The 21,411-nt window shown below is 67.0% G+C and carries 22 protein-coding genes; 17 read left to right on the top strand and 5 right to left on the bottom strand.

The annotated features are described in order from the left end of the window. Nucleotides 1-56: 56 nt before the first annotated feature. From ACSVDM_RS09340 to ACSVDM_RS09320, 5 genes are read left to right on the top strand one after another with little or no spacing between them, the layout of a single operon-like run. Nucleotides 57-842: an ABC transporter ATP-binding protein gene (locus ACSVDM_RS09340; RefSeq protein WP_439264397.1), complete on the top strand. Its 786-nt coding sequence runs from the start codon at nt 57-59 to the stop codon at nt 840-842. Then, nucleotides 842-1,690: an ABC transporter permease gene (locus ACSVDM_RS09335; RefSeq protein WP_439264039.1), complete on the top strand. Its 849-nt coding sequence runs from the start codon at nt 842-844 to the stop codon at nt 1,688-1,690. Before ACSVDM_RS09340 ends, ACSVDM_RS09335 begins: the two co-directional genes overlap by 1 nt. 11 nt (nt 1,691-1,701) lie before the next feature. Further along, complete coding sequence (locus ACSVDM_RS09330) at nt 1,702-2,862, top strand: nitrate ABC transporter substrate-binding protein (RefSeq protein ID WP_439264038.1); 1,161 nt, start codon at nt 1,702-1,704, stop codon at nt 2,860-2,862. A gap of 11 nt (nt 2,863-2,873) precedes the next feature. Further along, on the top strand, nt 2,874-3,863 hold the full coding sequence (locus ACSVDM_RS09325) for an isopenicillin N synthase family dioxygenase (protein ID WP_439264037.1): 990 nt from the start codon (nt 2,874-2,876) through the stop codon (nt 3,861-3,863). 28 nt (nt 3,864-3,891) lie between these two features. Next, nucleotides 3,892-4,566 carry a GntR family transcriptional regulator gene (locus ACSVDM_RS09320; protein WP_439264036.1) on the top strand — a complete coding sequence of 225 codons (675 nt, stop codon included), beginning with the start codon at nt 3,892-3,894 and terminating at the stop codon, nt 4,564-4,566. A 100-nt stretch (nt 4,567-4,666) separates the two neighbouring features. Here the strand turns inward: ACSVDM_RS09320 and ACSVDM_RS09315 are convergent, their stop codons facing one another. Continuing rightward, nucleotides 4,667-5,215: an Lrp/AsnC family transcriptional regulator gene (locus tag ACSVDM_RS09315; RefSeq protein WP_067641846.1), complete on the bottom strand. Its 549-nt coding sequence runs from the start codon at nt 5,213-5,215 to the stop codon at nt 4,667-4,669. A 131-nt stretch (nt 5,216-5,346) separates the two neighbouring features. Between ACSVDM_RS09315 and hppD the strand changes: the two genes are divergently transcribed. From hppD to ACSVDM_RS09275, 8 genes are all read left to right on the top strand, one after another. Continuing rightward, nucleotides 5,347-6,489: a 4-hydroxyphenylpyruvate dioxygenase gene (gene hppD, locus ACSVDM_RS09310; protein WP_439264035.1), complete on the top strand. Its 1,143-nt coding sequence runs from the start codon at nt 5,347-5,349 to the stop codon at nt 6,487-6,489. Nucleotides 6,490-6,520: 31 nt separating this feature from the next. Then, the gene (locus ACSVDM_RS09305; protein WP_067485165.1) at nt 6,521-7,048 is read left to right on the top strand and encodes a DUF3558 domain-containing protein; all 528 of its coding nucleotides are present in this window, start codon (nt 6,521-6,523) and stop codon (nt 7,046-7,048) included. Then, nucleotides 7,045-7,596 (top strand): DUF3558 domain-containing protein, encoded by a 552-nt coding sequence (locus tag ACSVDM_RS09300; RefSeq protein ID WP_439264034.1) that lies wholly within the window; start codon nt 7,045-7,047, stop codon nt 7,594-7,596. The genes ACSVDM_RS09305 and ACSVDM_RS09300 overlap by 4 nt, the downstream gene beginning before the upstream one ends. A gap of 272 nt (nt 7,597-7,868) precedes the next feature. Next, nucleotides 7,869-8,243, top strand: coding sequence for a 30S ribosomal protein S12 (gene rpsL / locus ACSVDM_RS09295; RefSeq protein ID WP_056814220.1), 375 nt, complete (start codon nt 7,869-7,871; stop codon nt 8,241-8,243). A gap of 1 nt (nt 8,244) precedes the next feature. Then, nucleotides 8,245-8,715, top strand: a complete 471-nt coding sequence (gene rpsG, locus ACSVDM_RS09290; protein ID WP_067485171.1) for a 30S ribosomal protein S7 — start codon at nt 8,245-8,247, stop codon at nt 8,713-8,715. 33 nt (nt 8,716-8,748) lie between these two features. Further along, nucleotides 8,749-10,851 carry an elongation factor G gene (gene fusA / locus ACSVDM_RS09285; protein ID WP_067485174.1) on the top strand — a complete coding sequence of 701 codons (2,103 nt, stop codon included), beginning with the start codon at nt 8,749-8,751 and terminating at the stop codon, nt 10,849-10,851. 114 nt (nt 10,852-10,965) lie between these two features. Then, nucleotides 10,966-12,156, top strand: coding sequence for an elongation factor Tu (gene tuf, locus ACSVDM_RS09280; protein ID WP_067485177.1), 1,191 nt, complete (start codon nt 10,966-10,968; stop codon nt 12,154-12,156). A gap of 150 nt (nt 12,157-12,306) precedes the next feature. After that, a complete protein-coding gene (locus ACSVDM_RS09275) occupies nt 12,307-13,116 on the top strand; it encodes an alpha/beta fold hydrolase (protein WP_439264033.1) in 810 nt (269 codons plus the stop codon). 3 nt (nt 13,117-13,119) lie between these two features. On the opposite strand, the gene ACSVDM_RS09270 is transcribed toward ACSVDM_RS09275, so the two are convergent. Then, nucleotides 13,120-13,470 carry a hypothetical protein gene (locus ACSVDM_RS09270; RefSeq protein WP_439264032.1) on the bottom strand — a complete coding sequence of 117 codons (351 nt, stop codon included), beginning with the start codon at nt 13,468-13,470 and terminating at the stop codon, nt 13,120-13,122. A gap of 82 nt (nt 13,471-13,552) precedes the next feature. Beyond that, nucleotides 13,553-13,981 (bottom strand): PPOX class F420-dependent oxidoreductase, encoded by a 429-nt coding sequence (locus tag ACSVDM_RS09265; protein ID WP_439264031.1) that lies wholly within the window; start codon nt 13,979-13,981, stop codon nt 13,553-13,555. Between the two features lie 259 nt (nt 13,982-14,240). Here ACSVDM_RS09265 and fusA (ACSVDM_RS09260) point away from each other — a divergent pair, with 259 nt between their 5' ends. Next, on the top strand, nt 14,241-16,319 hold the full coding sequence (fusA, locus tag ACSVDM_RS09260) for an elongation factor G (RefSeq protein ID WP_439264030.1): 2,079 nt from the start codon (nt 14,241-14,243) through the stop codon (nt 16,317-16,319). Between the two features lie 37 nt (nt 16,320-16,356). On the opposite strand, the gene ACSVDM_RS09255 is transcribed toward fusA (ACSVDM_RS09260), so the two are convergent. Then, nucleotides 16,357-16,884, bottom strand: a complete 528-nt coding sequence (locus ACSVDM_RS09255) for a nuclear transport factor 2 family protein (protein ID WP_439264029.1) — start codon at nt 16,882-16,884, stop codon at nt 16,357-16,359. A gap of 99 nt (nt 16,885-16,983) precedes the next feature. On the opposite strand from ACSVDM_RS09255, the gene ACSVDM_RS09250 reads away from it, so the two are divergent. Continuing rightward, nucleotides 16,984-17,436 (top strand): MarR family winged helix-turn-helix transcriptional regulator, encoded by a 453-nt coding sequence (locus tag ACSVDM_RS09250; protein ID WP_439264028.1) that lies wholly within the window; start codon nt 16,984-16,986, stop codon nt 17,434-17,436. A 20-nt stretch (nt 17,437-17,456) separates the two neighbouring features. Here the strand turns inward: ACSVDM_RS09250 and ACSVDM_RS09245 are convergent, their stop codons facing one another. Continuing rightward, a complete protein-coding gene (locus ACSVDM_RS09245; protein WP_439264027.1) occupies nt 17,457-18,359 on the bottom strand; it encodes a helix-turn-helix transcriptional regulator in 903 nt (300 codons plus the stop codon). Between the two features lie 102 nt (nt 18,360-18,461). Between ACSVDM_RS09245 and ACSVDM_RS09240 the strand changes: the two genes are divergently transcribed. Both ACSVDM_RS09240 and ACSVDM_RS09235 read left to right on the top strand, forming a co-directional pair. Next, the gene (locus ACSVDM_RS09240) at nt 18,462-19,946 is read left to right on the top strand and encodes an MFS transporter (RefSeq protein ID WP_439264026.1); all 1,485 of its coding nucleotides are present in this window, start codon (nt 18,462-18,464) and stop codon (nt 19,944-19,946) included. Between the two features lie 121 nt (nt 19,947-20,067). After that, on the top strand, nt 20,068-21,264 hold the full coding sequence (locus tag ACSVDM_RS09235) for an NAD(P)/FAD-dependent oxidoreductase (protein ID WP_439264025.1): 1,197 nt from the start codon (nt 20,068-20,070) through the stop codon (nt 21,262-21,264). Nucleotides 21,265-21,411: the final 147 nt, after the last annotated feature.

Genomic DNA, 21,411 nt, shown 5'->3' with positions numbered 1-21,411 from the left:
CACACTGAATTCATTCACATGTTGCACGCAACATCCACCGTAGGAAGGTGATCACGGTGACGCTCTACGACACAGTGAACGACGCGGACGCGAGGACGCTGCTCGCCGGACTCGAGGTCTACTTCGCGGGCGTCGGCAAACGTTTCGGCGGTGACGACGGCACCCTGGCCCTCACCGGCATCGATCTGGATATCCGCGAGGGCGAGTTCGTCGCCGTGGTCGGGCCGTCCGGCTGCGGCAAGTCCACCCTGTTGCGCCTGGCCGCAGGCCTCGAGCGGGTGAGCGCGGGAGCCGTTGCGGTGCGCACGAATTCGATCGGCTTCATCTTCCAGGAAGCCACCCTGCTGCCCTGGCGCAAGGTGCGGCGCAATGTCGAACTCTCGGCGGAACTGGCCGGGGTGCCGCGCGCTGTGCGGCGCGCACGGGTGGAACGGGCGATCGAGGCGGTCGGGCTGGCCGACTTCGCGGATGCCCTGCCGCGCAAGCTCTCCGGCGGTATGCGGATGCGGGTCTCGCTGGCCAGGGCGCTGGCGCTGGAACCGCGGCTGATGCTGCTCGACGAACCGTTCGGCGCGCTCGACGAGATGACGCGACTGACCATGCAGGAGGAACTGCTCCGCCTCTACCGCGACAACGCCTTCACCGCTCTGTTCATCACGCACTCGGTGGCGGAGGCGGTGTTCCTCGCGTCGCGGGTGGTGGTGATGTCGGCGCGGCCGGGGCGGGTGCACGAGGTGATCGACGTCGGCCTGCCCTATCCGCGCGACCGTGAACTGCGCTTCGATCCCGCCTTCACCGAACTCGTCGCGCGCGTGTCGCACTCGTTGAAAGAGGCTGCCTGATGGTGAGTATCGCCGCCCGGGCCGTGGTACCGGCGAAGCCGGGGACCGAGCTGTCCACCGCACGCATGCGCAAGATCGCCAAGGCCCTTGCCGCGCCAACCATTTCGATCGCCCTTGCCCTCGCCGCCTGGTACGCGGTGTCGATGCTGGTACTCAGCGAAGGTCGCCGCTTCCTGCTGCCACCACCGCATGTGGTGTTCGCCGAGTCGCTGGCCGATCCGAAGAAGCTCGAGGTGATGGGTGAGGCGCTGGCGGTGACCGCGCGGGTCGCGCTCACCGGACTGCTGATCTCGGCCGTGCTCGGTGTCGCCATCGCGGTGCTGATGAGCCAGGCCAAACCGATCGAGAACGTCGTCTACCCGTATGCCGTGGTGCTGCAGGCGATTCCGGTGCTCGCCGTGGTTCCCTTGATCGGGCTGTGGCTCGGTTACGGTTTCGCCGCGCGGACCACGGTCTGCGTGCTCATCGCCATCCATCCGATCATCGCGATGACATTGTTCGGCATCAAATCGGTCGACGCGAACCTGCGCGAGCTGTTCACCCTCGGCCGCGCCGGGCGCCTGCGCAGGCTCTGGTCCCTGCAGCTACCAGGCGCCCTGCCCTCTACTCTGACCGGTTTACGCACGGCCGCAGGGCTTTCCGTCACCGGCGCGATCATCGGCGACATGTTCTTCGCGCAGGGCAAACCCGGCATCGGCACCCTGCTCGACACCTACCGCGCCCGGCTCCAATCCGAGGACCTCATCGGCGCGCTCCTGCTCGCCGCCCTGTTCGGGGTGCTCGTGTTCACCGTTTTCACGCTGATCCAGAAAGTCAGCGTCGGCCGCTGGCACGACTCGGCCCACTAGAAGGAACCGCCATGAAAAACGCACGCCCCCTGCGCCGCCTCGGTATCGCGGCCTTGGCCCTCACCCTCGCGGCCTGTTCCGGCGAAACCGGTGACGACACCGCCGTCGCCCTCGAGCCCGCACCCACCGAACAACGGCTGGCCGGTGTCTGCCCGGATACCGTTGTCGTGCAGCTGCAATGGGCCCCGGAAACCGACTCCGGCCCCATCTTCGGCCTGCTCGGTCCCGGCTACACCGTCGACGCCGACAACAACAAGATCACCGGTCCGCTCGTCACCGCGGGCAAGGACACCGGGGTGGAACTCGAGATCCGGGCGGGCGGACCGGCCATCGGCTTCCAGACCGTGCCGTCGCAGATGTACGTCGACGAGAGCATCACCCTCGGTCTCGCCCACTCCGAGCACGCCATCGCCGCCGCCGGGCAGCAGCCGATCGTGGCGGTCACCACCTTGCTGCGCAACAGCCCGCAGATGCTGATGTGGGATCCGGCGACCAATCCCGGCTGGCAGGGGATCGCCGATATCGGCCGGTCCGGCAAGCCGATCGTGGTGTCCAAGGGGCAGCTGTACCCGGACTGGCTGGTGGCGCGTGGCCTGGTGAAAGCCGAACAGATCGACGCCTCCTACGACAATTCGCCGTCCCGGTTCGTCACCGATCCGTCCTTCGCGCAGCAGGGTTTCGTCAACGCCGAGCCCTACACCTACGAGCACGAGGTGCGCGCCTGGAACAAGCCCGTGCGCTACCAGCTGCTCAAGGATGTCGGCTACGAGGGATACGCCCGCACGGTGAATGTCCGGGCGGACGAACTCGCCGAATTGCGGCCCTGCCTGCAGAAATTGGTGCCGATGATCCAGCGGGCCACCGCCGAATTCCGGGCCGATTCGACGCATGTCGACGAGGTGGTCGTCGATGTGGTCGAGCAGAATCCCAAGCTCAGCCCCTACAGTGCCGAGCTCGCCGCGTTCGGCTCCAAGGCGCTGATCGACGGCGGCTTGATCGGCAACGACAGCGACGGTGTGCTCGGCAGCTTCGACGAGGCCCGCGTGCAGCGCATCATCGACGAGTTCGCGCCCATCCTGCGCGCGGGTGGGGCGAATGTGCCGTCCGGCCTGCGGGCATCGGATCTCGTCACCAAGGAATTCCTCGACCCGTCCATCTCCGTCACCGGATAAGGAGACATTCCATGAGCACCAGCTACGACCTGTCCGAGGTCTCGCGCGAGAAGCGGATGGGCGGCCTCGGCAGGGAAACCGCCCGTGAGATCCGCGTCGTCGACCTCACCGATTTCGAGAATCGCCGCGCCGAGATCACCGACCAACTGTGGGCGGCGGCCACCGAGATCGGCTTCTTCCAGCTCTCCGGGCACGGCATCCCACAACCTCTGATCGACGAGATGTTCGGCGCCACAGCGGAGTTCTTCGCCTTGCCGGAGGAGATCAAAGGCCAATATCCGCTGGTGAAGGAACACAACGCCGGCTGGGAGAGCATGAGTCAGGTGCGCCCGTCCATCGGAGTGCCCGATCAGAAGGAGTCGTATCAGGTCACCCGGCCGCACATGGACGGGCTCTGGCCGAGCGAGACCGAGCTGCCCGGATTCCGTTCGCGTGTCCTGGATTTCGAGCATCGGGCCTGGGAAGTGGCGATGCGGGTGCTGTCCTGCTTCGCCGACCGGCTCGGACTTGCGCGCGAACACTTCACCACCGCACACGATCCCGCATCGCCGGACTACCAGAGCGCACTGCGATTGCTGCACTACTTCGCGGTGCCCGAGGAACTGCGCGGCGTTCCCGGCCGCTGGCGGGCAGGCGCGCACACCGACTTCGACTGCCTCACCCTGCTTTTCCAGCGCGACGGCCAAGGCGGGCTGCAAGTATGCCCCGGCAAGGAGATGGCCGAACAGGAATGGACCTCCATCACCCCGTCCTCGAGCCTGATCACCTGCAATATCGGCGACATGCTCACCCGCTGGAGCGACGACCTGCTGCCGTCGAACTTCCACCGCGTCCGCAGCCCCGGCGAGGGCGAATACCAGGGCGAGCGCTACAGCATCGCCTACTTCGCCCAGGCCGACCGCGACGCGATCATCCAGGGCCCCGGCGGCAAATACCCACCGGTCACCGCGGCCGATTTCCTCACCCAGCGTGTGCGAGCCAACTACCGGCCGCAGGGATAATCGGCGCAGACAACGGAAGGGACACGGCATGAGCGGTCAGCGCCCGGAGGCGGAAGCGGAGCGTGGCGACGGCACCTCACTGCTCGGCCCGTCGGTGCATCGCCGGATCAGGCAGCTTGTCCTTTCCGGCGAACTCGCCCCGGGCAGCCCGCTCAGCGTGCCCGCGCTGGCGACTCGGCTCGGGGTGAGCCGCAGCCCGGTGCGCGAGGCCGTGCAGCAGCTCATCTACGAGGGTCTCGCGGTGAGCACACCGCACGCGGGCGCGAAGGTGGCCGCCGTCGACGACGAACGCATCCGTGAGGTACTCGCGGTCCGCGCCGTCCTCGACGGCCTGGCCGCCGCCACGGCCGCCACCCGCCTCACCGAAGCGGACCTCGACAAACTCGCGGCCGTCATCGCCGCCCAGGAAACCAACCTGGACGACGCCACCGACGCGGCCCGCGACGCCCAGCTCGACCTGGAATTCCACAGCTTCATCCGGGACGCGGCCGGAAATACCTGTCTAGCCGACGAATTGGCGCGCCTGGAAGCCCAGGCACACCTCTACCGAGGCGATCTGTGGTGCTCGGCGCGCAACCGTCGCGTGGCCCTGCGCGAGCACCGCCGCATCCTCGAAGCCCTGGAATCAGGCCACCCCGAATCGGCCCGCATTGCCGCCGAGGCGCATGTCCACGGCCTGATGACGCGCCTCGACCGCCACTGACGCGCCTCGCCCGGCACCGGCTTGCCTGAGCCGGTGCCGAAGCGGGTGTCACGCTCGATGGCCCTGGTCGGTCACGGCGCCAGAGGTTTTCGCGTACTTCCTACCGGTCCGTGGCGCGGGTACCCGGCGGGCTGACACGCCGGTCCCGATAAGCGGGCGCCTTCGCGGTGCCGGCGGGTGTCAGCGTGCGCAGCAAGGGGAGCGTGCGCCGTTCGATCACCGTCGACAGCACGATCACGCTGTGCGACCGCACCACCGCGCTCGTCCGGTCGATGCTGAGCAGCACGGCCTGTAGACCGGCGTGTGAGTCGGCACCGATGCGGCAGAGCACGTCACCGGAACCCGTGGTCGCGTAGGCCTCGAGCACGCCGGGGATCGCGTCGAGTTCGGCGGTGAGGGTGTCGAGCGCGCCCTGGGCGATCTCCAGGGTGACGAACGCCTGCACATCGAAACCCGCTGCGGTGACATCGATCTGGGGGTCGTAGGAGGCGATCACCCCGGCTTCCTCCATCCGGTTGATCCTGGCCTGCACCGTCGCGCGGGCCACCTTCGTGCGCCGCGAGAGTTCCAGGATTCCGGCCTTCTGGAACTCGTGCATGGCCGACAGGATCGCCAGGTCGAGTTCGTCCAGTTTCGCGGGTGTGCGCATGCCAGACCTCCGTCCTCGGGTGCTATTCAAATTGTCCACCATCCGGCAGCGTGAGGTATCAACTTTGGTCAGCATGACCAGGCGCGAGCCGTGTTGTTGCCTAGCTCACGGGTGGCGCGTTTTCCTAGGTCATGACCATTGAGCAGCAGCTCGTCGGGCTGATCGAGCACGACGACAGTGTCGATCCGTTCCCTGTCACCGGTTGGGACGCGCTGGTGTGGGTTGTCGGCAACGCCACCCAGTGCGCGCACTTCCTGCAATCGGCCTTCGGGATGCGGCTCGAGGCCTACTCCGGCCCCGAGACCGGCAACCGCGACCACAAGGCCTACGTGCTGCGCAGCGGGGGAGCGCGGTTCGTGGTCAAGGGCGCGGTCGATCCGGACAGTCCGCTGGTCGCCCATCACGATCGGCACGGCGACGGCGTGGTCGACATCGCCCTCGAGGTCCCCGACGTGGACCGGTGCGTCACCTGGGCGCGCGAGCACGGCGCGACGATCCTGGTCGAACCACACGACGACAGCGACGAATTCGGCACCGTCCGCTCCGCCGCCCTTGCCACCTACGGCGAGACCAGGCACACCCTCATCGATCGCTCCGCCTACGCGGGCCCCTATCTGCCCGGCTATATCGCACGCACCTCGACCCTTCGCAACGGTCCGCGCCTGTTCCAGGCCATCGACCATGTGGTCGGCAATGTGGAACTGGGCATGATGGACCGCTGGGTCGACTTCTACCGCCGCGTCATGGGTTTCACGAACATGGCCGAATTCGTCGGCGACGACATCGCCACCGAGTACTCCGCGCTGATGAGCAAGGTCGTCGCCAACGGCAACCACCGCGTGAAGTTCCCGCTCAACGAACCGGCCGTCGGCCGCAAACGTTCCCAGATCGATGAGTACCTCGAGTTCTATCGCGGACCGGGCGTGCAGCACATCGCCCTGGCCACCGGCGACATCCTCGCCACCGTCGACGCCCTGCGCGCCGCGGGCGTCGAATTCCTGCCGACCCCCGACACGTATTACGAGGACCCCGAACTGCGCGCCCGCATCGGCCATGTCCGCGTCCCCGTCGAGGAACTGCAGCGGCGCGGCATTCTCGTCGACCGCGACGAAGACGGCTACCTACTGCAGATCTTCACCCGCCCGATCACCGACCGTCCAACGGTGTTCTTCGAACTCATCGAGCGACACGGCTCACTCGGCTTCGGAAAAGGCAATTTCAAAGCCCTTTTCCAAGCCATCGAACGCGAGCAGGCGGCCCGCGGGAACCTGTGAGTGCGTCCGCGCACGCACTACAGTTCATGGCATGCGGATCCCCTCGGCGATCATCACCGGCATGGCCCTGGCTGTCGTGCTGTCGTCGTGCGGATCGGGGGGCGACTCCGATTCGCCGGCGGGCCCGAATCGGCCACCACCGAAGGTGGCCTCACTCGGCCCGTTCGTCGGCGAGTGCGGGCACGTCACCGACGACGAGGTGCGCGAGCTGGCGGGCCTGTCCCAGATCGCGCGGGTGTACAAGAACTCGACCGGCTGCAACTGGCAGTCGGCCGGATTGTTCGCCCCGAGCGTGACATTCGCGTCCTATCGCGGCAGCCCGATCGAACGCGAGAAGGCCTGGGTGTCCAGCGTCGGCCGCAACCCGGAGTCGATCGATGTGGCCGGTCGACCCGGTTTTCAGGCGCTCGACCCGCAGGGGACCGTCTGCGACTTCGCGGTGCAACTCGACGACGACTTCTTCGAATGGTCCATCTCCACCGGCACTTTCGCCACGGGCGGTAACCCGTGCGACCGCACACGGAAACTGGCCGAGCTCACGGTAGGACGGCTGGGATGAGTGCCACCAGGATCGCGACCGCCGCGGCGGCGCTGCTGCTCACCGTCACCCTCGCGGGCTGCGGTGAGAAGGTCGAGGGCAACGCGCGCCCGGCGGGCGGCGGTGGCGGCGGCGAGTCGGTGAACACCGATTTCGACAAGCTGCTGCGCGAATGCGAGGTCGTCGAACCCGCGAAGATCGGTGAGATCGTCGGCAACGCGCTCAGCGTCACCACCTCCTTCAGCGGCGCCGTCTGCATGTGGGACATCGACGACGCACCGGGCGGCTCGGCCATGGCCACCCTCAACTGGTACGAGATGGGTACGCTGAACAACGAGAAGACCACCAACGAGAAGTTGGGGTACCTCACCGGTGACATCACGGTGCAGGGTCGCAGGGCCCTGCAGGTGCGCAGGCCGGGCGACGACGACTCCTGCGGAGTCACCGCGCCGGCCGCCGATGTCGGGGTCATCGGCTGGTGGATCAACTACCGGCCGGGCTCGGCCCACCCGGATCCGTGCGCGGGAGCGCAGAAGCTGGTGGAGCTGACCTTGGATCTGGCCAGGTAGAAGCCTTGACGCACGACCCCGCTTTGACCCCGGTTCGGGCGGGCGCGTATCGTGGACCGCTGTGCCCGGATTGCTACGGGCAAGTTCGTGCGTGAACGTAGGCCAGCGAGAGCGGCTGATACGTTCCAGCGTGCCCAGAAAAAGGGCCCTGAGCTGCGCGCGACACGCCCGACCGCGGGTAAACGGAAACACGGTCGGACGTGCGAGTGAAAGCTCGATGAACTGAAGACACGTGTTCCGCTACCGCAATCACCAATAAGGAAAGCCGGTCTATGCCAACCATCAACCAGCTGGTCCGCAAGGGTCGCCGCGACAAGGTCACCAAGACCAAGACTGCGGCCCTGAAGGGGAGCCCGCAGCGTCGTGGCGTGTGCACTCGCGTGTACACCACCACCCCCAAGAAGCCGAACTCCGCGCTCCGTAAGGTCGCGCGCGTTCGCCTGACCAGCGCGATCGAGGTCACGGCGTACATCCCCGGTGAAGGCCACAACCTGCAGGAGCACTCCATGGTGCTCGTCCGCGGCGGTCGTGTGAAGGACCTCCCGGGTGTCCGCTACAAGATCATCCGTGGCTCGCTGGACACCCAGGGTGTGAAGAACCGCAAGCAGGCCCGCAGCCGCTACGGCGCCAAGAAGGAGAAGAGCTGATATGCCACGCAAGGGCCCCGCACCCAAGCGTCCGCTGATCAACGACCCGGTCTACGGGTCCCCGCTGGTCACTCAGCTGGTCAACAAGATTCTGCTGGACGGCAAGAAGTCGACGGCCGAGCGCATCGTCTACGGTGCCCTCGAGCAGGCGCGCGAGAAGACCGGCACCGATCCGGTCGTCACCCTCAAGCGCGCGCTCGACAACGTCAAGCCCGCCCTCGAGGTGAAGCCCCGCCGCGTCGGTGGCGCCACCTACCAGGTGCCGGTCGAGGTCCGTCCGGGCCGCGCCAACACCCTGGCGCTGCGCTGGCTGGTCAGCTACTCCCGCGCCCGTCGTGAGAAGACGATGATCGAGCGTCTCGCCCACGAGCTCCTCGACGCGAGCAACGGCCTCGGTGCCGCGGTGAAGCGTCGCGAGGACACCCACAAGATGGCCGAGTCGAACCGGGCCTTCGCGCACTACCGCTGGTGATAGTCCGGCCCGTCACTTAAAAGGGAGAATTTCGTGGCACAGGACGTGCTCACCGACCTGAACAAGGTCCGCAACATCGGCATCATGGCCCACATCGATGCGGGCAAGACCACCACGACCGAACGCATCCTGTTCTACACCGGCATCACGTACAAGATCGGTGAAGTTCACGACGGCGCGGCCACGATGGACTGGATGGAGCAGGAGCAGGAGCGTGGTATCACCATCACCTCCGCCGCTACCACCTGCTTCTGGAAAGACAACCAGATCAACATCATCGACACCCCCGGGCACGTCGACTTCACCGTCGAGGTGGAGCGTTCGCTGCGCGTGCTCGATGGTGCGGTCGCGGTGTTCGACGGCAAAGAGGGTGTCGAGCCCCAGTCCGAGCAGGTGTGGCGTCAGGCCGACAAGTACGACGTGCCGCGTATCTGCTTCGTGAACAAGATGGACAAGCTCGGCGCTGATTTCTACTTCACCGTGCAGACCATCAAGGACCGTCTCGGTGCCAAGCCGCTGGTCATCCAGCTGCCGATCGGTGCCGAGAACGACTTCGAGGGCATCGTCGACCTGGTCGAGAACAACGCCAAGGTCTGGAAGGGCGAGACCAAGCTCGGCGAAGAGTACGAAGTCGTCGAGATCCCGGCCGACCTCAAGGACAAGGCCGAGCAGTACCGCCAGGAGCTGCTCGAGACCGTCGCCGAGTCCGACGAGGCGCTGCTCGAGAAGTTCTTCGGTGGCGAGGAGCTCTCCGTCGAGGAGATCAAGGGCGCCATCCGCAAGATGACCGTCAACTCCGAGCTGTACCCGGTGCTGTGCGGTTCCGCGTTCAAGAACAAGGGCGTGCAGCCCATGCTCGACGCGGTCATCGATTACCTGCCTTCCCCGCTGGACGTCGAGGCCACCACCGGCCACGTGCCCGGCAAGGAAGACGAGATCCTGACCCGCAAGCCGAACGTCGACGAGCCGTTCTCGGCTCTGGCGTTCAAGATCGCGGTGCACCCGTTCTTCGGTGAGCTCACCTACATCCGCGTGTACTCGGGCAAGGTGGACTCCGGCTCGCAGGTCGTGAACTCGACCAAGGGCAAGAAGGAGCGTCTGGGCAAGCTGTTCCAGATGCACTCCAACAAGGAGAACCCGGTGACCACCGCTTCGGCGGGTCACATCTACGCCGTGATCGGTCTGAAGGACACCACCACCGGTGACACCCTCTCGGATCCGCAGAACCAGGTCGTCCTCGAGTCGATGACGTTCCCGGACCCGGTCATCGAGGTCTCCATCGAGCCCAAGACCAAGTCCGACCAGGAGAAGCTCGGCACCGCGATCCAGAAGCTGGCGCGCGAGGATCCGACGTTCTCGGTGAAGCTCGACCAGGAGACCGGCCAAACCGTCATCGGCGGTATGGGTGAGCTCCACCTCGACATCCTCGTCGACCGCATGAAGCGCGAGTTCAAGGTCGAGGCGAACGTCGGTAAGCCGCAGGTGGCCTACCGCGAGACGATCACCAAGCCGGTCGAGAAGCTCGAGTTCACGCACAAGAAGCAGACGGGTGGCTCCGGCCAGTTCGCGAAGGTCATCATCGCGGTCGAGCCCTTCGTCGGCGAAGACGGTGCGCACTACGAGTTCGAGAACAAGGTCTCCGGCGGTCGCGTGCCCCGTGAGTACATCCCGTCGGTCGACGCGGGTGCCCAGGACGCCATGCAGTACGGCGTGCTCGCCGGCTACCCGCTGGTGAACCTGAAGGTCACCCTGCTCGACGGCGCGTACCACGACGTCGACTCCTCGGAGATGGCGTTCAAGATCGCGGGTTCGCAGGCCCTGAAGGAAGCGGCCCGTAAGGCCGGTCCGGTGATTCTCGAGCCGCTCATGGCGGTGGAGGTCATCACACCCGAGGATTACATGGGTGAAGTGATCGGCGACCTCAACTCCCGCCGTGGCCAGATCCAGGCCATGGAGGAACGCAGTGGTGCCCGTGTCGTCAAGGCGCTGGTTCCGCTCTCGGAGATGTTCGGCTACATCGGTGACCTGCGGTCGAAGACCCAGGGTCGCGCGAACTACTCCATGGTGTTCGCCCAGTACGCGGAGGTTCCGGCCAACGTGTCCAAGGAGATCATCGCCAAGGCGACCGGCGAGTAATTCGCTTGCCGCGGCCTTGTACGCTTGGCCGCGGCAACCGGGCGTCAGCACGACCCCCCTTATTAACCGCACTGCTGCAAAAAAGCACGCACTAACTAGTCCAGGAGGACAACAGTGGCGAAGGCGAAGTTCGAGCGGACGAAGCCCCACGTCAACATCGGCACCATCGGTCACGTCGACCATGGCAAGACCACGCTGACTGCGGCCATCACCAAGGTGCTCGCCGACAAGTACCCGGACCTGAACGAGAGCTTCGCTTTCGACCAGATCGACAAGGCGCCGGAGGAGAAGGCTCGTGGTATCACGATCAACATCTCCCACGTCGAGTACCAGACCGAAAAGCGCCACTACGCGCACGTCGACGCCCCGGGTCACGCCGACTACATCAAGAACATGATCACCGGTGCGGCCCAGATGGACGGTGCCATCCTCGTGGTCGCCGCCACCGACGGCCCGATGCCGCAGACCCGCGAGCACGTGCTGCTCGCCCGTCAGGTCGGCGTGCCCTACATCCTGGTCGCGCTGAACAAGTCGGACATGGTCGACGACGAGGAAATCCTCGAGCTCGTCGAGATGGAGGTCCGCGAGCTGCTGGCGTCGCAGGAGTTCGACGAGGATGCCCCCGTCGTGCGCGTCTCCGGCCTCAAGGCCCTCGAGGGTGACGAGAAGTGGGCCGAGTCCATCGTCGAGCTGATGAAGGCCGTCGACGACTCGATCCCGGACCCGGTCCGTGAGACCGAGCTCCCGTTCCTGATGCCGGTCGAGGACGTGTTCACCATCACCGGTCGTGGCACCGTCGTCACCGGTCGTGTCGAGCGCGGCATCATCAACGTGAACGAGGAAGTCGAGATCGTCGGCATCCGCGAGAAGAGCACCAAGACCACCGTCACCGGTATCGAGATGTTCCGCAAGCTGCTCGACCAGGGCCAGGCCGGCGACAACGTCGGTCTGCTGGTTCGTGGCATCAAGCGCGAAGATGTCGAGCGTGGCCAGGTCGTCGTGAAGCCGGGCACCACCACTCCCCACACGGAGTTCGAGGGCCAGGCGTACATCCTGTCGAAGGACGAGGGCGGTCGCCACACCCCGTTCTTCAACAACTACCGCCCGCAGTTCTACTTCCGTACCACGGACGTGACGGGCGTTGTGACCCTCCCCGAGGGCACCGAGATGGTCATGCCCGGTGACAACACCGAGATGTCCGTCAAGCTGATCCAGCCGGTCGCCATGGACGAGGGCCTGCGCTTCGCGATCCGCGAGGGTGGCCGCACCGTCGGCGCCGGTCGCGTCACGAAGATCATCAAGTGAGTCTCTGACTCAACTGACACCGCAACGGCGTCGCTCCTTCGGGAGCGGCGCCGTTCGGCGTTTCCGGGGGCACTACCTTTGGGGTCATCGCTCAGGGGGGCGGTGGTGGGTAGCGTTTCTGGTTCAGGTGTTCCGGTGAATGGAGGCGGCGTGGTTGTGGTGAAGGGGTTCGAGGTTGTCGAGGGGGAGCTCGGGCACGGGTTGCCGTATTTCGCGTTCGGGGAGGGGCGGCCGTTGGTGTTCCTGCGGTGGTTCACGCCGGATCACACGAACCCGAGCGGGTGGATGCGGGCCAGTGAGGTGAAAACGCTGGCACCGCTGGCCAGGAACTTCCGGGTGTATGCGGTGAATCGGGCGCCGGGGATGGCGGAGGGGACGTCGATGGCCGATATCGCGCGCGACCACGCGGAGGCTTTGCGGGACGAATTCGCGGAGCCCGTCGATGTGCTGGGGATTTCTTCGGGCGGGTCGGTGGCACTGCAATTGGCCGCCGATCATCCGTCGGCGGTGCGCAGGCTGGTGATCGCGTCGTCGGGGTGCCGGCTGCCCGAGCCCGCTCGGGCCTCGCAGCTGAAATACGCGACGGCCGCCGCCGAAGGCAAACGCGCACTCCAGCACATGGCGACCGTCGGTATCGAGTCGCCGGTGAAGGCTCGCCTGGTCGGTGCGGTGGCCTGGCTCGCCGACCCGCTGATGCGCCCGAAGAACCCCGCCGACACCCTCGCCTTCGTCCGCGCCGAAGACGCCTTCGACGTCACCGACCGCCTCACCGACATCACCGCCCCCACCCTGGTGATCGGCGGCGAACGCGACGAGTTCTACCCCCAGTCGATCTTCCACCAGACCGCCGACGGCATTCCGAACGCCCGTCTCGTCCTCTACCCGGACACCACCCACATGGGCGCGATCAAGCACAAACGCTTCGCCCCCGAGATCACCGAATTCCTTTCGGCCACATAAGGATCAGGCGTCGGGGCGCATCCGCACCGTGACCCGCCCTCGCGTGTCCCGGTGCGCGATCGCATGTCCGTGGTGGTCCACGCCGTCGATGCGCAGGGTGAGGGGCCTGCCCGCACCGAGGAAGTTGCGCCACCAGGTCTTCTGATCCGGCATGACGGCACCGATGACGTACTCGTCGCCGGAGAGCCGGTAGTTCACCGGAGTGCTGAACGTCCGCCCCGAGCGCCGCCCGACGTAGCTGATCTCGGCGAAGGATCTGCCGAGGTACCTGCGCAGGACCGGCGCCTTGGTGAAGAAGACGACCACCGCATTGAACACGCGCATGCCGCGCCGGAACATCGGATTCTGAAACATATACCCGCCCCTGATCTTTTACGAGAGTGTGCGGGTTTCGACGGTACCGGTCGACTTTGGCAGATCACTGAGAGCGCACGGATCAGCGGACCTTGGCTCCGTAGACGTGTTCGACGGTCATCGTCATCAGGACGCGGCGGTCGGAGACCATCACCTCGCGGTATTCGTCCCAGTCCGGGTGCTCGCCCGCGGCGGCGCGGTAGTAGGCGACGAGGGCTTCCACCTCGGGGCCGTTCGGGTCGGTGCCGGGGCCGGTGAGGTGGGCGGTGCCTTCGGCGGTTGCCCAGGACCAGCCGTCGGCGCTGCCCACTTCGAGGGCGGCGCGTGGGTCGCGGCGCAGGTTCGCGGTCTTGGCGCGGCCTTCGGTCATCGAGACGTAGATGACGCCCGCCTCGCGGTCGTAGTAGGGGGTGACCGGTGAAAGCTGGGGCCTGCCATCGGCTTTGATCGTGGCGAGGACACCGATCTTCGCCTCGGCGAGCAGGGCGTGCGGATCGAACTGTTCGGACATGGGCCACTCCTGTTGTCGGTGTGTTCTGACGAACCGATGTGCACCTGCGTTTATGCCCGCGCGGAAAATCTGTCGACAATCCCGGACCGGGCCGCGTACAAAGAGTCCATGTTTACGGTACGTCCGCAGTCGCGGTTCTAGTTCGCATCGGGTCCGTGTGGCGCCGAGGCGACGCCGCGTGACCCGACGCCCGTGCCGTCCCCGGAGCGCCTCACCGGCGAGCGTCGATCTCTGACACCGACTCGGCCGGGAGCCTCCCATGATCAGAACCGACCTCGCCCGCCTACGCAATATCGGCATCGCCGCCCACATCGACGCGGGCAAGACCACGATCACCGAACGAATCCTGTTCTATACCGGCGTGATTCGCACCCTGGGTGAGGTGCACGACGGTACCGCCGTGATGGACCACATGGTGCAGGAGCGCGAGCACGGCATCACCATCACCTCCGCGGCGACCACCTGCGAATGGGCCGAGCACCAGATCACCGTCATCGACACCCCTGGCCACGTCGACTTCACCGCCGAGGTGGAGCGCACGCTGCGGGTGCTCGACGGCGCGGTCGCGGTGTTCGACGCCAAGGAGGGGGTGGAGGCGCAGTCGGAGCAGGTGTGGCGCCAGGCCGACACCTACGGTGTGCCCCGGATCTGTTTCGTGAACAAGATGGACAAGCTCGGTGCGGATTTCGCCTTCACCGTGCGGACCATCGCGGAACGACTCGGTGTGCGCCCGTTGGTGATCCAGCTGCCGATCGGTGCCGAACGTGCCTTCGAGGGCGTGATCGACCTGGTCGACATGACCGCGATGCGGTGGCGCGGCGACACCGGAAACGGTGTCCGCTACGAGACCGTCGAGATACCGGAACAGCTGCGGGCCAAGGCGATTCAGCATCGAGAAGCACTGCTGGCGACGGTCGCCGAAGCCGACGACGACGTGCTGGAAAGCTACCTGTCCGGCAAGCCGATCGCCGTCGACGTCCTCAAAGCCGCGATCCGGCGGATGACGCTCGACGCCACGGCCTACCCGGTGCTGTGCGGTTCGGCGCTGGCCAATATCGGCGTACAACCGCTGTTGGACGCCATCGTCGACTACCTGCCGTCGCCGGTGGACGTCGTTGCCGTGCACGGCTTCTCGACGGAAGGAACACACGTGCATCGCGCACCCGATATCGCCGAGCCGTTCGCGGCCCTGGCCTTCAAGGTCGCGGCGCACCCGTTCTTCGGGACGCTGGTGTATCTGCGCGTGTATTCCGGCACCGCCGAACCCGGTGCCACCGTGCTGAATTCGACGAACGGACGAAAGGAGCGCCTGGGCAAACTGTTCCAGATGCACGCGAGCACCGAGATCGCGATCGATCGGGTGCGGGCGGGTCAGATCTGTGCCGTGATCGGCCTCAAAGCCACCGGCACCGGCGACACCCTGTGCGATCGGCACGACCCGATCGTGCTGGAGTCGATGACCTTCCCCGACCCGGTCCTGTCGCTCTCGATCGAACCGAGGACTCGCGCCGACCAGGACAAGCTCGGCACCGCCCTGGCCCGCCTGGCCGACGAGGACCCGACGTTCACCGTGCACGTCGACGCCGAAACCGGACAGACGGTGATCGGCGGCATGGGCGAGCTGCATCTGGAAATCCTGGTCGACCGGCTGAAACGACAGTTCCGGGTGGACGCGACCATCGGCGAACCACGTGTGGCCTACCGCGAGACCGTCACCGCTCCCGTCGACCTGCTCGAGCACACCCACCGCAAACAGGTGGGTGGACGCGGGCAGTACGCGAAGGTGGCGATCGCGCTGGCCCCGCACGTGGCCGACGACGGCGCCGTCTACGAATTCCGCAACCAGGTCACCGGTGGGCGGGTGCCGAGGGAGTACATCCCCGCGGTCGACGCGGGCGCGCAAGACGCGCTCGCGGTTGGCCCGCTCGCCGGCTTCCCCCTGGTGAACGTGCTGGTGACGCTGCTCGACGGCGCCGCCCACGTGCAGGATTCCTCGGATCTGGCGTTCCGGCTGGCCGGTGCGGCGGCGGTGCGCGCGGCGGTGGCGCGCGCGAAGCCGGTGCTGCTCGAGCCCATGATGACCGTGGAGGTCGTCACGCCCGAGCAGTACGTCGGCGAGGTGATCGGTGATCTGAACACCCGGCGTGGCCGGATCACCGAGCTGGCCGAGCGCGGCGGCGCCCACGTCGTCCGCGCGCTGACCCCGCTGTCGGAGATGTTCGGCTACATCGGCGATCTTCGCTCGAAAACCCGTGGCCGAGCGAACTTCTCGATGACGTTCGACTCCTACGCCCCGGTCCCACCCGAGGTCGCGAAGTCGATCATCGCGGGCAGCTGACCAGGATGTCGGTGGCGTTTACTCGGGCGCCACCGACTCAGGGCGCCAGGGTGCCGACCGTCCACAGGGGCGCGGTTTCCACGCGGGCGAATCGCCATCCGTCGGGCGTGCGCACGGCATCGAATCGGTAGGTGCCGCCACCGGCGTAGAACGGTTCGGGGGCCACCCGGCCGGGGGTCGGTGCGCTGGGAACGAACGCGAACAGCGAGTTCGCCCGGACCTGCGCCCGATCGCCCGCGAGTTCGATGCGCACATTGCTGATGTAGTGCGGCGAGCGCTGCTGGTCGGAGTGATTGCGGCCGGCGAGTGCGATGACCTTGTCGAGCCCGGTGGCCTCCCCGCCGGGCGATTTGGCGGTCACGTCGGCGGTGTAGGTGGTGGCGAAGGCATCGAATCGTCCTTCTTCCAGTGCTGCGGCGAGATTGTCGATGAGGGCGTGGATCTCGTTGCGGTCTTCCAGCTCACGCAGTCGTTGCTCGGTGGAGTCGGTGGAGTCGGTGCAGGCGGTGGCGAGCAGCGCGGTCGGCAGCGCGAGGATCGGCAGGAGGTAACGGATTTCGGTCATGATCTCGGCCTTCGGCTTGATTGTTGGTATCACCAATGTAGGTGCGGCCAACGATAACATTCGTGGGTGTGACCAACAAGTGCTTGATACGATGAGGTCATGGAACAAAAGGGAGCGCAGGCGGCGGCGAAGCTGCGGGGGATGCCGACTCGACTGCTCACCCAGGTCGCGGTGCTGGCCGACCGGGCTGCCGAACGCGCCCTCGCCGACACCGGCTCGCGCAGGCATCACTTCGCGCTGCTGGCCACCCTGGCCGAGTTCGGTCCCGCCAGCCAGGCCGAGCTGGGCAGGCGCACCGGCATCGACCGCAGCGATATCGTCGGTGCGCTCAACGACCTGGCCGGGCGCGGCTTCGTCGACCGCAGCCCCGACCCCGAGGACCGGCGCCGCAATATCGTCACGATCACCGAGTCAGGCGCCGCCCACCTCGCCGACCTCGACGGCAAGCTGCGCGCCGCCCAGCAGGAACTACTCGGCGCGCTGTCCGAGGGCGAACGCGACCAGCTCGTCGGTCTGCTCAGCCGCGTTTTGGACGACCACGCGGGGCGGTGAAGCTCACCCGTGCTATTCGATCAGCTGTGCTCGCCCGTGAAGGCCTGGTCTTCGGGTGTCTGCCTTGTGGGCCGACGCGCAGCCGGTGCCCCGCGCAGCAGATGCAAGGCGTCGGCGGAGGCCTCGTTGCGGGCGGTGTAGACCTCGAGCCGGTGGTCGGGGCTGTCGGGCTGCAACCACACCTGATAGTCCACATCCACGCTGCCGACCGTCGGATGCTGTAGTCGCATCGTGCCGACGGTGCAGTCGGCGACTTCGCCCTCGGCCCACAGTGTCGCGAATTCCGTACTGCGCATGGACAATTCGCCGATCAGTTCGGCCAGGCGTGCGTCGGTGGGGTAGCGGCCCGCCGTGAGCCGCAGGTAGCCGACGTGAATGCGGGCGAGTTCGTCCCAGTTGCGATGCAGGTCCCTGGTGAGCGGATCGAGGAAGAATTGGCGCGGGATCGAGGGGCGCTCGACCGGGTCGGCGGGGGCGGCGAAGTCGAGGTGTTCGGCGAAGAGTGCGTGTCCGCTGTGGTTCCAGGCGAGCACGTCGCCGCGCCTGCCGAGGACGAGGGCGGGCATGGTGTCGCCGAGCGCGTCGAGTAGGGCGAGGACGCGGGGGTGGGCGCGTTCGGGTTCGTCGCGGGTGAGTCGTGGTGTGGTCGGTCGTCCGGCCAGGTTGTGCAGGTGTGCGGTTTCGGCGGCATCGAGGCGCAGTACCCGCGCGAGGGCATCGATGACCTGCGGTGACGCCGTGCCCGCCTGATCTTGTTCGAGCCGGGTGTAGTAGCCGGCGCTCACGCCCGCCAGCTGCGCGAGTTCTTCGCGGCGCAGCCCGGGCACCCGGCGGGTCGCGCCGTAGGTGCGCAGCTCGAGGTCGGCTGGGGTGATGCGGTCGCGGCGGGTTTTGAGGAATACGCCGAGGCTTTCCAGCTCCATGTTCCCGATCGTAGGGAGCACGGCGCGCTCGTGGGTATCCCTGCCAGGTGTACCCATCGCCGGGTCTGGTTGCCGTGCACGCCAGGGCCCAGATTCGGTGACATGAACAATGCTTCTCCCGTGCGGGCCTGGCTGGGCCTGCTGGTGGTCCTCGGTCCGGTTCTGCTAGTCGCGATGGACGGTTCGGTGCTGTTCCTTGCGATGCCCGCGATCACCGGCGCGCTGTCTCCGTCCGCCGATCAGAGCCTGTGGATCCTGGACAGTTACGGCTTCGCCGTCGGCTCCCTGCTCATCGCCTTCGGCACCATCGGCGACCGCTACGGGCGCAAACGGCTCCTGCTGATCGGCGCCGCGATGTTCGGACTCGGCTCGGTGGGCGCGGCCTTCGCCACCAGCCCCGAATCGCTGATCGCGTTCCGCGTGCTGATGGGTGTGGCCGGGGCGACGCTGTTGCCGTCGGCGCTGGCCGTGCTCGGTACCCTGTTCACCGACCCGAGGCGCCGCGCACAGGCCATCGGTATCTTCGCGGCCACGTTCGCCGCCGGATTCGCGATCGGACCGATCGTCGCGGGTCAGCTGCTGAGCCGGTTCTGGTGGGGTTCGGTCCTGTTGATCAATGTGCCGGTTGTGCTGTTGTTCCTGATGTTCGCGCCGATCCTGCTCGGGGAAGTGCGGGCCACGGTGGCCGGCCGTATCGACGTGGCGAGCGTCGCTACCTCGGCGGCGGGTCTGTTGCTCGCCATGTACGCCGTGAAATACACTGCGGCAGAAGGTATTTCCACTTCGGCTACGGGCGCGGGCTTGGTGGGTGCGGTGCTGCTCGGCTGGTTCGGGCGCAGGCAGGGTCGGATCGCGAACCCGCTGATCGACTTCGCGTTGTTCCGCAACCGCGTGTTCACGATCGCGATCGTCACCGGCTTCCTGCCGCTGGCGGCGTGGTCGGCCACCGCCTATCTCGGTGGCATCTATCTGCAGTCCGTGCTCGACCTCACCGTCACCGATGCCGCGCTGCTCGCGGTTCCCGGGGCCGCCGTCCTCACCGTCACCGCCGTCGTCACCCCGGCGATCGCCGCCCGGATCGGCCGGTCGGCCGCGCTCGTCACTGCGCATTTCACCATCGTCGCGGGTTTGCTGCTGTTGCTGCCGACCGGCACGAGCACCGGCGCGGGCTGGTACATCGCGGCGACGGCCGTGGCGGGCATCGGCTACGGCATCTCCTTCAGCGTGGTCGCCGATATCGCGGTCGCGGCGGTCCCGCCCGAGCGCGCGGGGTCGGCCGCCGCGCTCGCCGAAACCGGCAACGAACTCGGCAATGCTCTCGGCATCGCCCTGTTCGGTTCCCTGGCCGCGCTCGTCTTTCGCATCGGCGGTCCGGACCTGGCACCCACCCTCGGCGCAACCCTCGACCTACCCGACCTGCTTCCAGCCGCCGCCGCCAACGCGCGATCGGCGTTCGTCGACGGGTTGCATGTCGTCGCCGCGGCCGCCGCCGTGCTGCACGCGCTCCTCGGGCTGGTCGCGCTGCGCGTTCTGCGCTCGCGTCCAGTGGATGTGGAGAGCACGGAACCCGCTCCGGTGGGTCTCTGACGAAGCAACCATCGGCGACGCTCCGATTGCCTGTGGCATCACATCGCTGCCCGAATGCGACGTGAACCACACTCCCGACCGGCGCACTGGTACAAACAAGCGAGAGGGAAGGACGAAATATATGAGCGCGCCGATCGTCATCGTCGGAGCGGGCCTGGCAGGCCTGCGCACCGCCGAGGAATTACGCCGAGCCGGGTACGAAGGGGGTGTGCTGCTCGTCGGGGACGAGGCGCGGCCACCGTACGATCGCCCACCGCTGTCCAAGCAGTTCGTGCGTGGCGAGACCGACGACACCACCCTGCGGCCGCCGGAGTTCTTCGCCGAGAAGAACATCGAGCTGCGCCTCGGCACCGCTGTCGCCCGAGTCGACACCGCCGCGCGCACCCTCACCCTCGCCGACGGTGACACCATCGCCTACGACCAGCTCGTCATCGCCACGGGCCTGCGCCCCCGCCGCCTGCCCGGGGTGGAGGAGGTGACGGGCGTCCACGTGCTGCGCGCCCACGACGACGCCGAATCCCTGCGCGCCGACCTGGCCGCCGCCCAGCGCGCCCTCATCGTCGGCGCCGGATTCATCGGCTGCGAACTGGCCGCGAGCTTCCGCGCCGCGGGCAAGGACGTGACCCTCGTCGAACCGCAGCCTGCTCCGCTCGCGTCGGTACTCGGCGAGCGGATCGGTGGGTACGTGGCGCGTATGCACCGCGACCACGGGGTCGACCTGCACTGTGGCGTCGGCGTCGACACGCTTCGGGTGGACGTCGACGGGCACGTGCGCGGCGCGCTGCTCAGCGACGGTTCCGATATCGATGCCGACCTGGTGGTCATCGGAATCGGGTCTGTGCCCGCCACCGATTGGCTGGCCGGTTCCGGTATCGAACTGGCCGAGCCGGCGGCGGGCGGGGGTGTGCTTGCCGACGAGCTGGGGCGTACGTCCGCTGAGGGCGTCTGGGCCGTCGGTGACGTTGCTGCCTGGCGTTACGGTGACATTCGCAAGCGGGTCGAGCATTGGACCAGTGCGGGGGAGCAGGCGAAGCTGGTGGTTACCGCGCTGCTGGGGGGTGCGGCGCCTACGGCTGCGCGGGTGCCGTACTTCTGGAGTGATCAGTACGACGTCAAGATTCAGGCACTCGGTACGCCTGATCCGGCTGACGAGGTCACTGTCGTGTCCGAGGACGGGCACAAGTTTCTCGCCTACTACTCCAGGGACGGGATTCTCACCGCTGTGCTCGGGGCGGGGATGACTGCTCAGGTGATGAAGTTGCGGGCGAAGTTGGCCGCGCCTACGCCGGTGGCTGATCTGCTGGCTGCTACGTCCTGACTTCGGTTGGGTAACTGCCGTACTGGCGGGATGGAAGCACTGCGGTGTTTTGTGCACCACAAAGGTGTTGGGCTGTGTTTTTGGAGCGCTGGCGCGCTCGAGCGCGGCCCCTGGAGGGCCGCGCGAACAGCGCTCGAGACTCGCGCC

Origin of the sequence: Nocardia sp. JW2 (assembly GCF_051843015.1) — a bacterium.
Taxonomy (GTDB): Bacteria; Actinomycetota; Actinomycetes; order Mycobacteriales; family Mycobacteriaceae; genus Nocardia; species Nocardia coubleae.
Note: the sequence above shows the minus strand (reverse complement) of the source record. Positions and strands in the feature narration are given on the sequence as shown.

Excerpts from the sequence above, each read along its gene's own strand:
- ACSVDM_RS09335 (WP_439264039.1), top strand. The coding sequence starts at position 842 with ATGGTGAGTATCGCCGCCCGGGCCGTGGTACCGGCGAAGCCGGGGACC.
- ACSVDM_RS09330 (WP_439264038.1), top strand. The coding sequence starts at position 1,702 with ATGAAAAACGCACGCCCCCTGCGCCGCCTCGGTATCGCGGCCTTGGCC.
- ACSVDM_RS09325 (WP_439264037.1), top strand. The coding sequence starts at position 2,874 with ATGAGCACCAGCTACGACCTGTCCGAGGTCTCGCGCGAGAAGCGGATG.
- ACSVDM_RS09320 (WP_439264036.1), top strand. The coding sequence starts at position 3,892 with ATGAGCGGTCAGCGCCCGGAGGCGGAAGCGGAGCGTGGCGACGGCACC.
- ACSVDM_RS09315 (WP_067641846.1), bottom strand. The coding sequence starts at position 5,215 with ATGCGCACACCCGCGAAACTGGACGAACTCGACCTGGCGATCCTGTCG.
- hppD (WP_439264035.1), top strand. The coding sequence starts at position 5,347 with ATGACCATTGAGCAGCAGCTCGTCGGGCTGATCGAGCACGACGACAGT.
- ACSVDM_RS09305 (WP_067485165.1), top strand. The coding sequence starts at position 6,521 with ATGCGGATCCCCTCGGCGATCATCACCGGCATGGCCCTGGCTGTCGTG.
- ACSVDM_RS09300 (WP_439264034.1), top strand. The coding sequence starts at position 7,045 with ATGAGTGCCACCAGGATCGCGACCGCCGCGGCGGCGCTGCTGCTCACC.
- rpsL (WP_056814220.1), top strand. The coding sequence starts at position 7,869 with ATGCCAACCATCAACCAGCTGGTCCGCAAGGGTCGCCGCGACAAGGTC.
- rpsG (WP_067485171.1), top strand. The coding sequence starts at position 8,245 with ATGCCACGCAAGGGCCCCGCACCCAAGCGTCCGCTGATCAACGACCCG.
- ACSVDM_RS09270 (WP_439264032.1), bottom strand. The coding sequence starts at position 13,470 with ATGTTTCAGAATCCGATGTTCCGGCGCGGCATGCGCGTGTTCAATGCG.
- ACSVDM_RS09265 (WP_439264031.1), bottom strand. The coding sequence starts at position 13,981 with ATGTCCGAACAGTTCGATCCGCACGCCCTGCTCGCCGAGGCGAAGATC.
- fusA (WP_439264030.1), top strand. The coding sequence starts at position 14,241 with ATGATCAGAACCGACCTCGCCCGCCTACGCAATATCGGCATCGCCGCC.
- ACSVDM_RS09255 (WP_439264029.1), bottom strand. The coding sequence starts at position 16,884 with ATGACCGAAATCCGTTACCTCCTGCCGATCCTCGCGCTGCCGACCGCG.
- ACSVDM_RS09250 (WP_439264028.1), top strand. The coding sequence starts at position 16,984 with ATGGAACAAAAGGGAGCGCAGGCGGCGGCGAAGCTGCGGGGGATGCCG.
- ACSVDM_RS09245 (WP_439264027.1), bottom strand. The coding sequence starts at position 18,359 with ATGGAGCTGGAAAGCCTCGGCGTATTCCTCAAAACCCGCCGCGACCGC.
- ACSVDM_RS09240 (WP_439264026.1), top strand. The coding sequence starts at position 18,462 with ATGAACAATGCTTCTCCCGTGCGGGCCTGGCTGGGCCTGCTGGTGGTC.
- ACSVDM_RS09235 (WP_439264025.1), top strand. The coding sequence starts at position 20,068 with ATGAGCGCGCCGATCGTCATCGTCGGAGCGGGCCTGGCAGGCCTGCGC.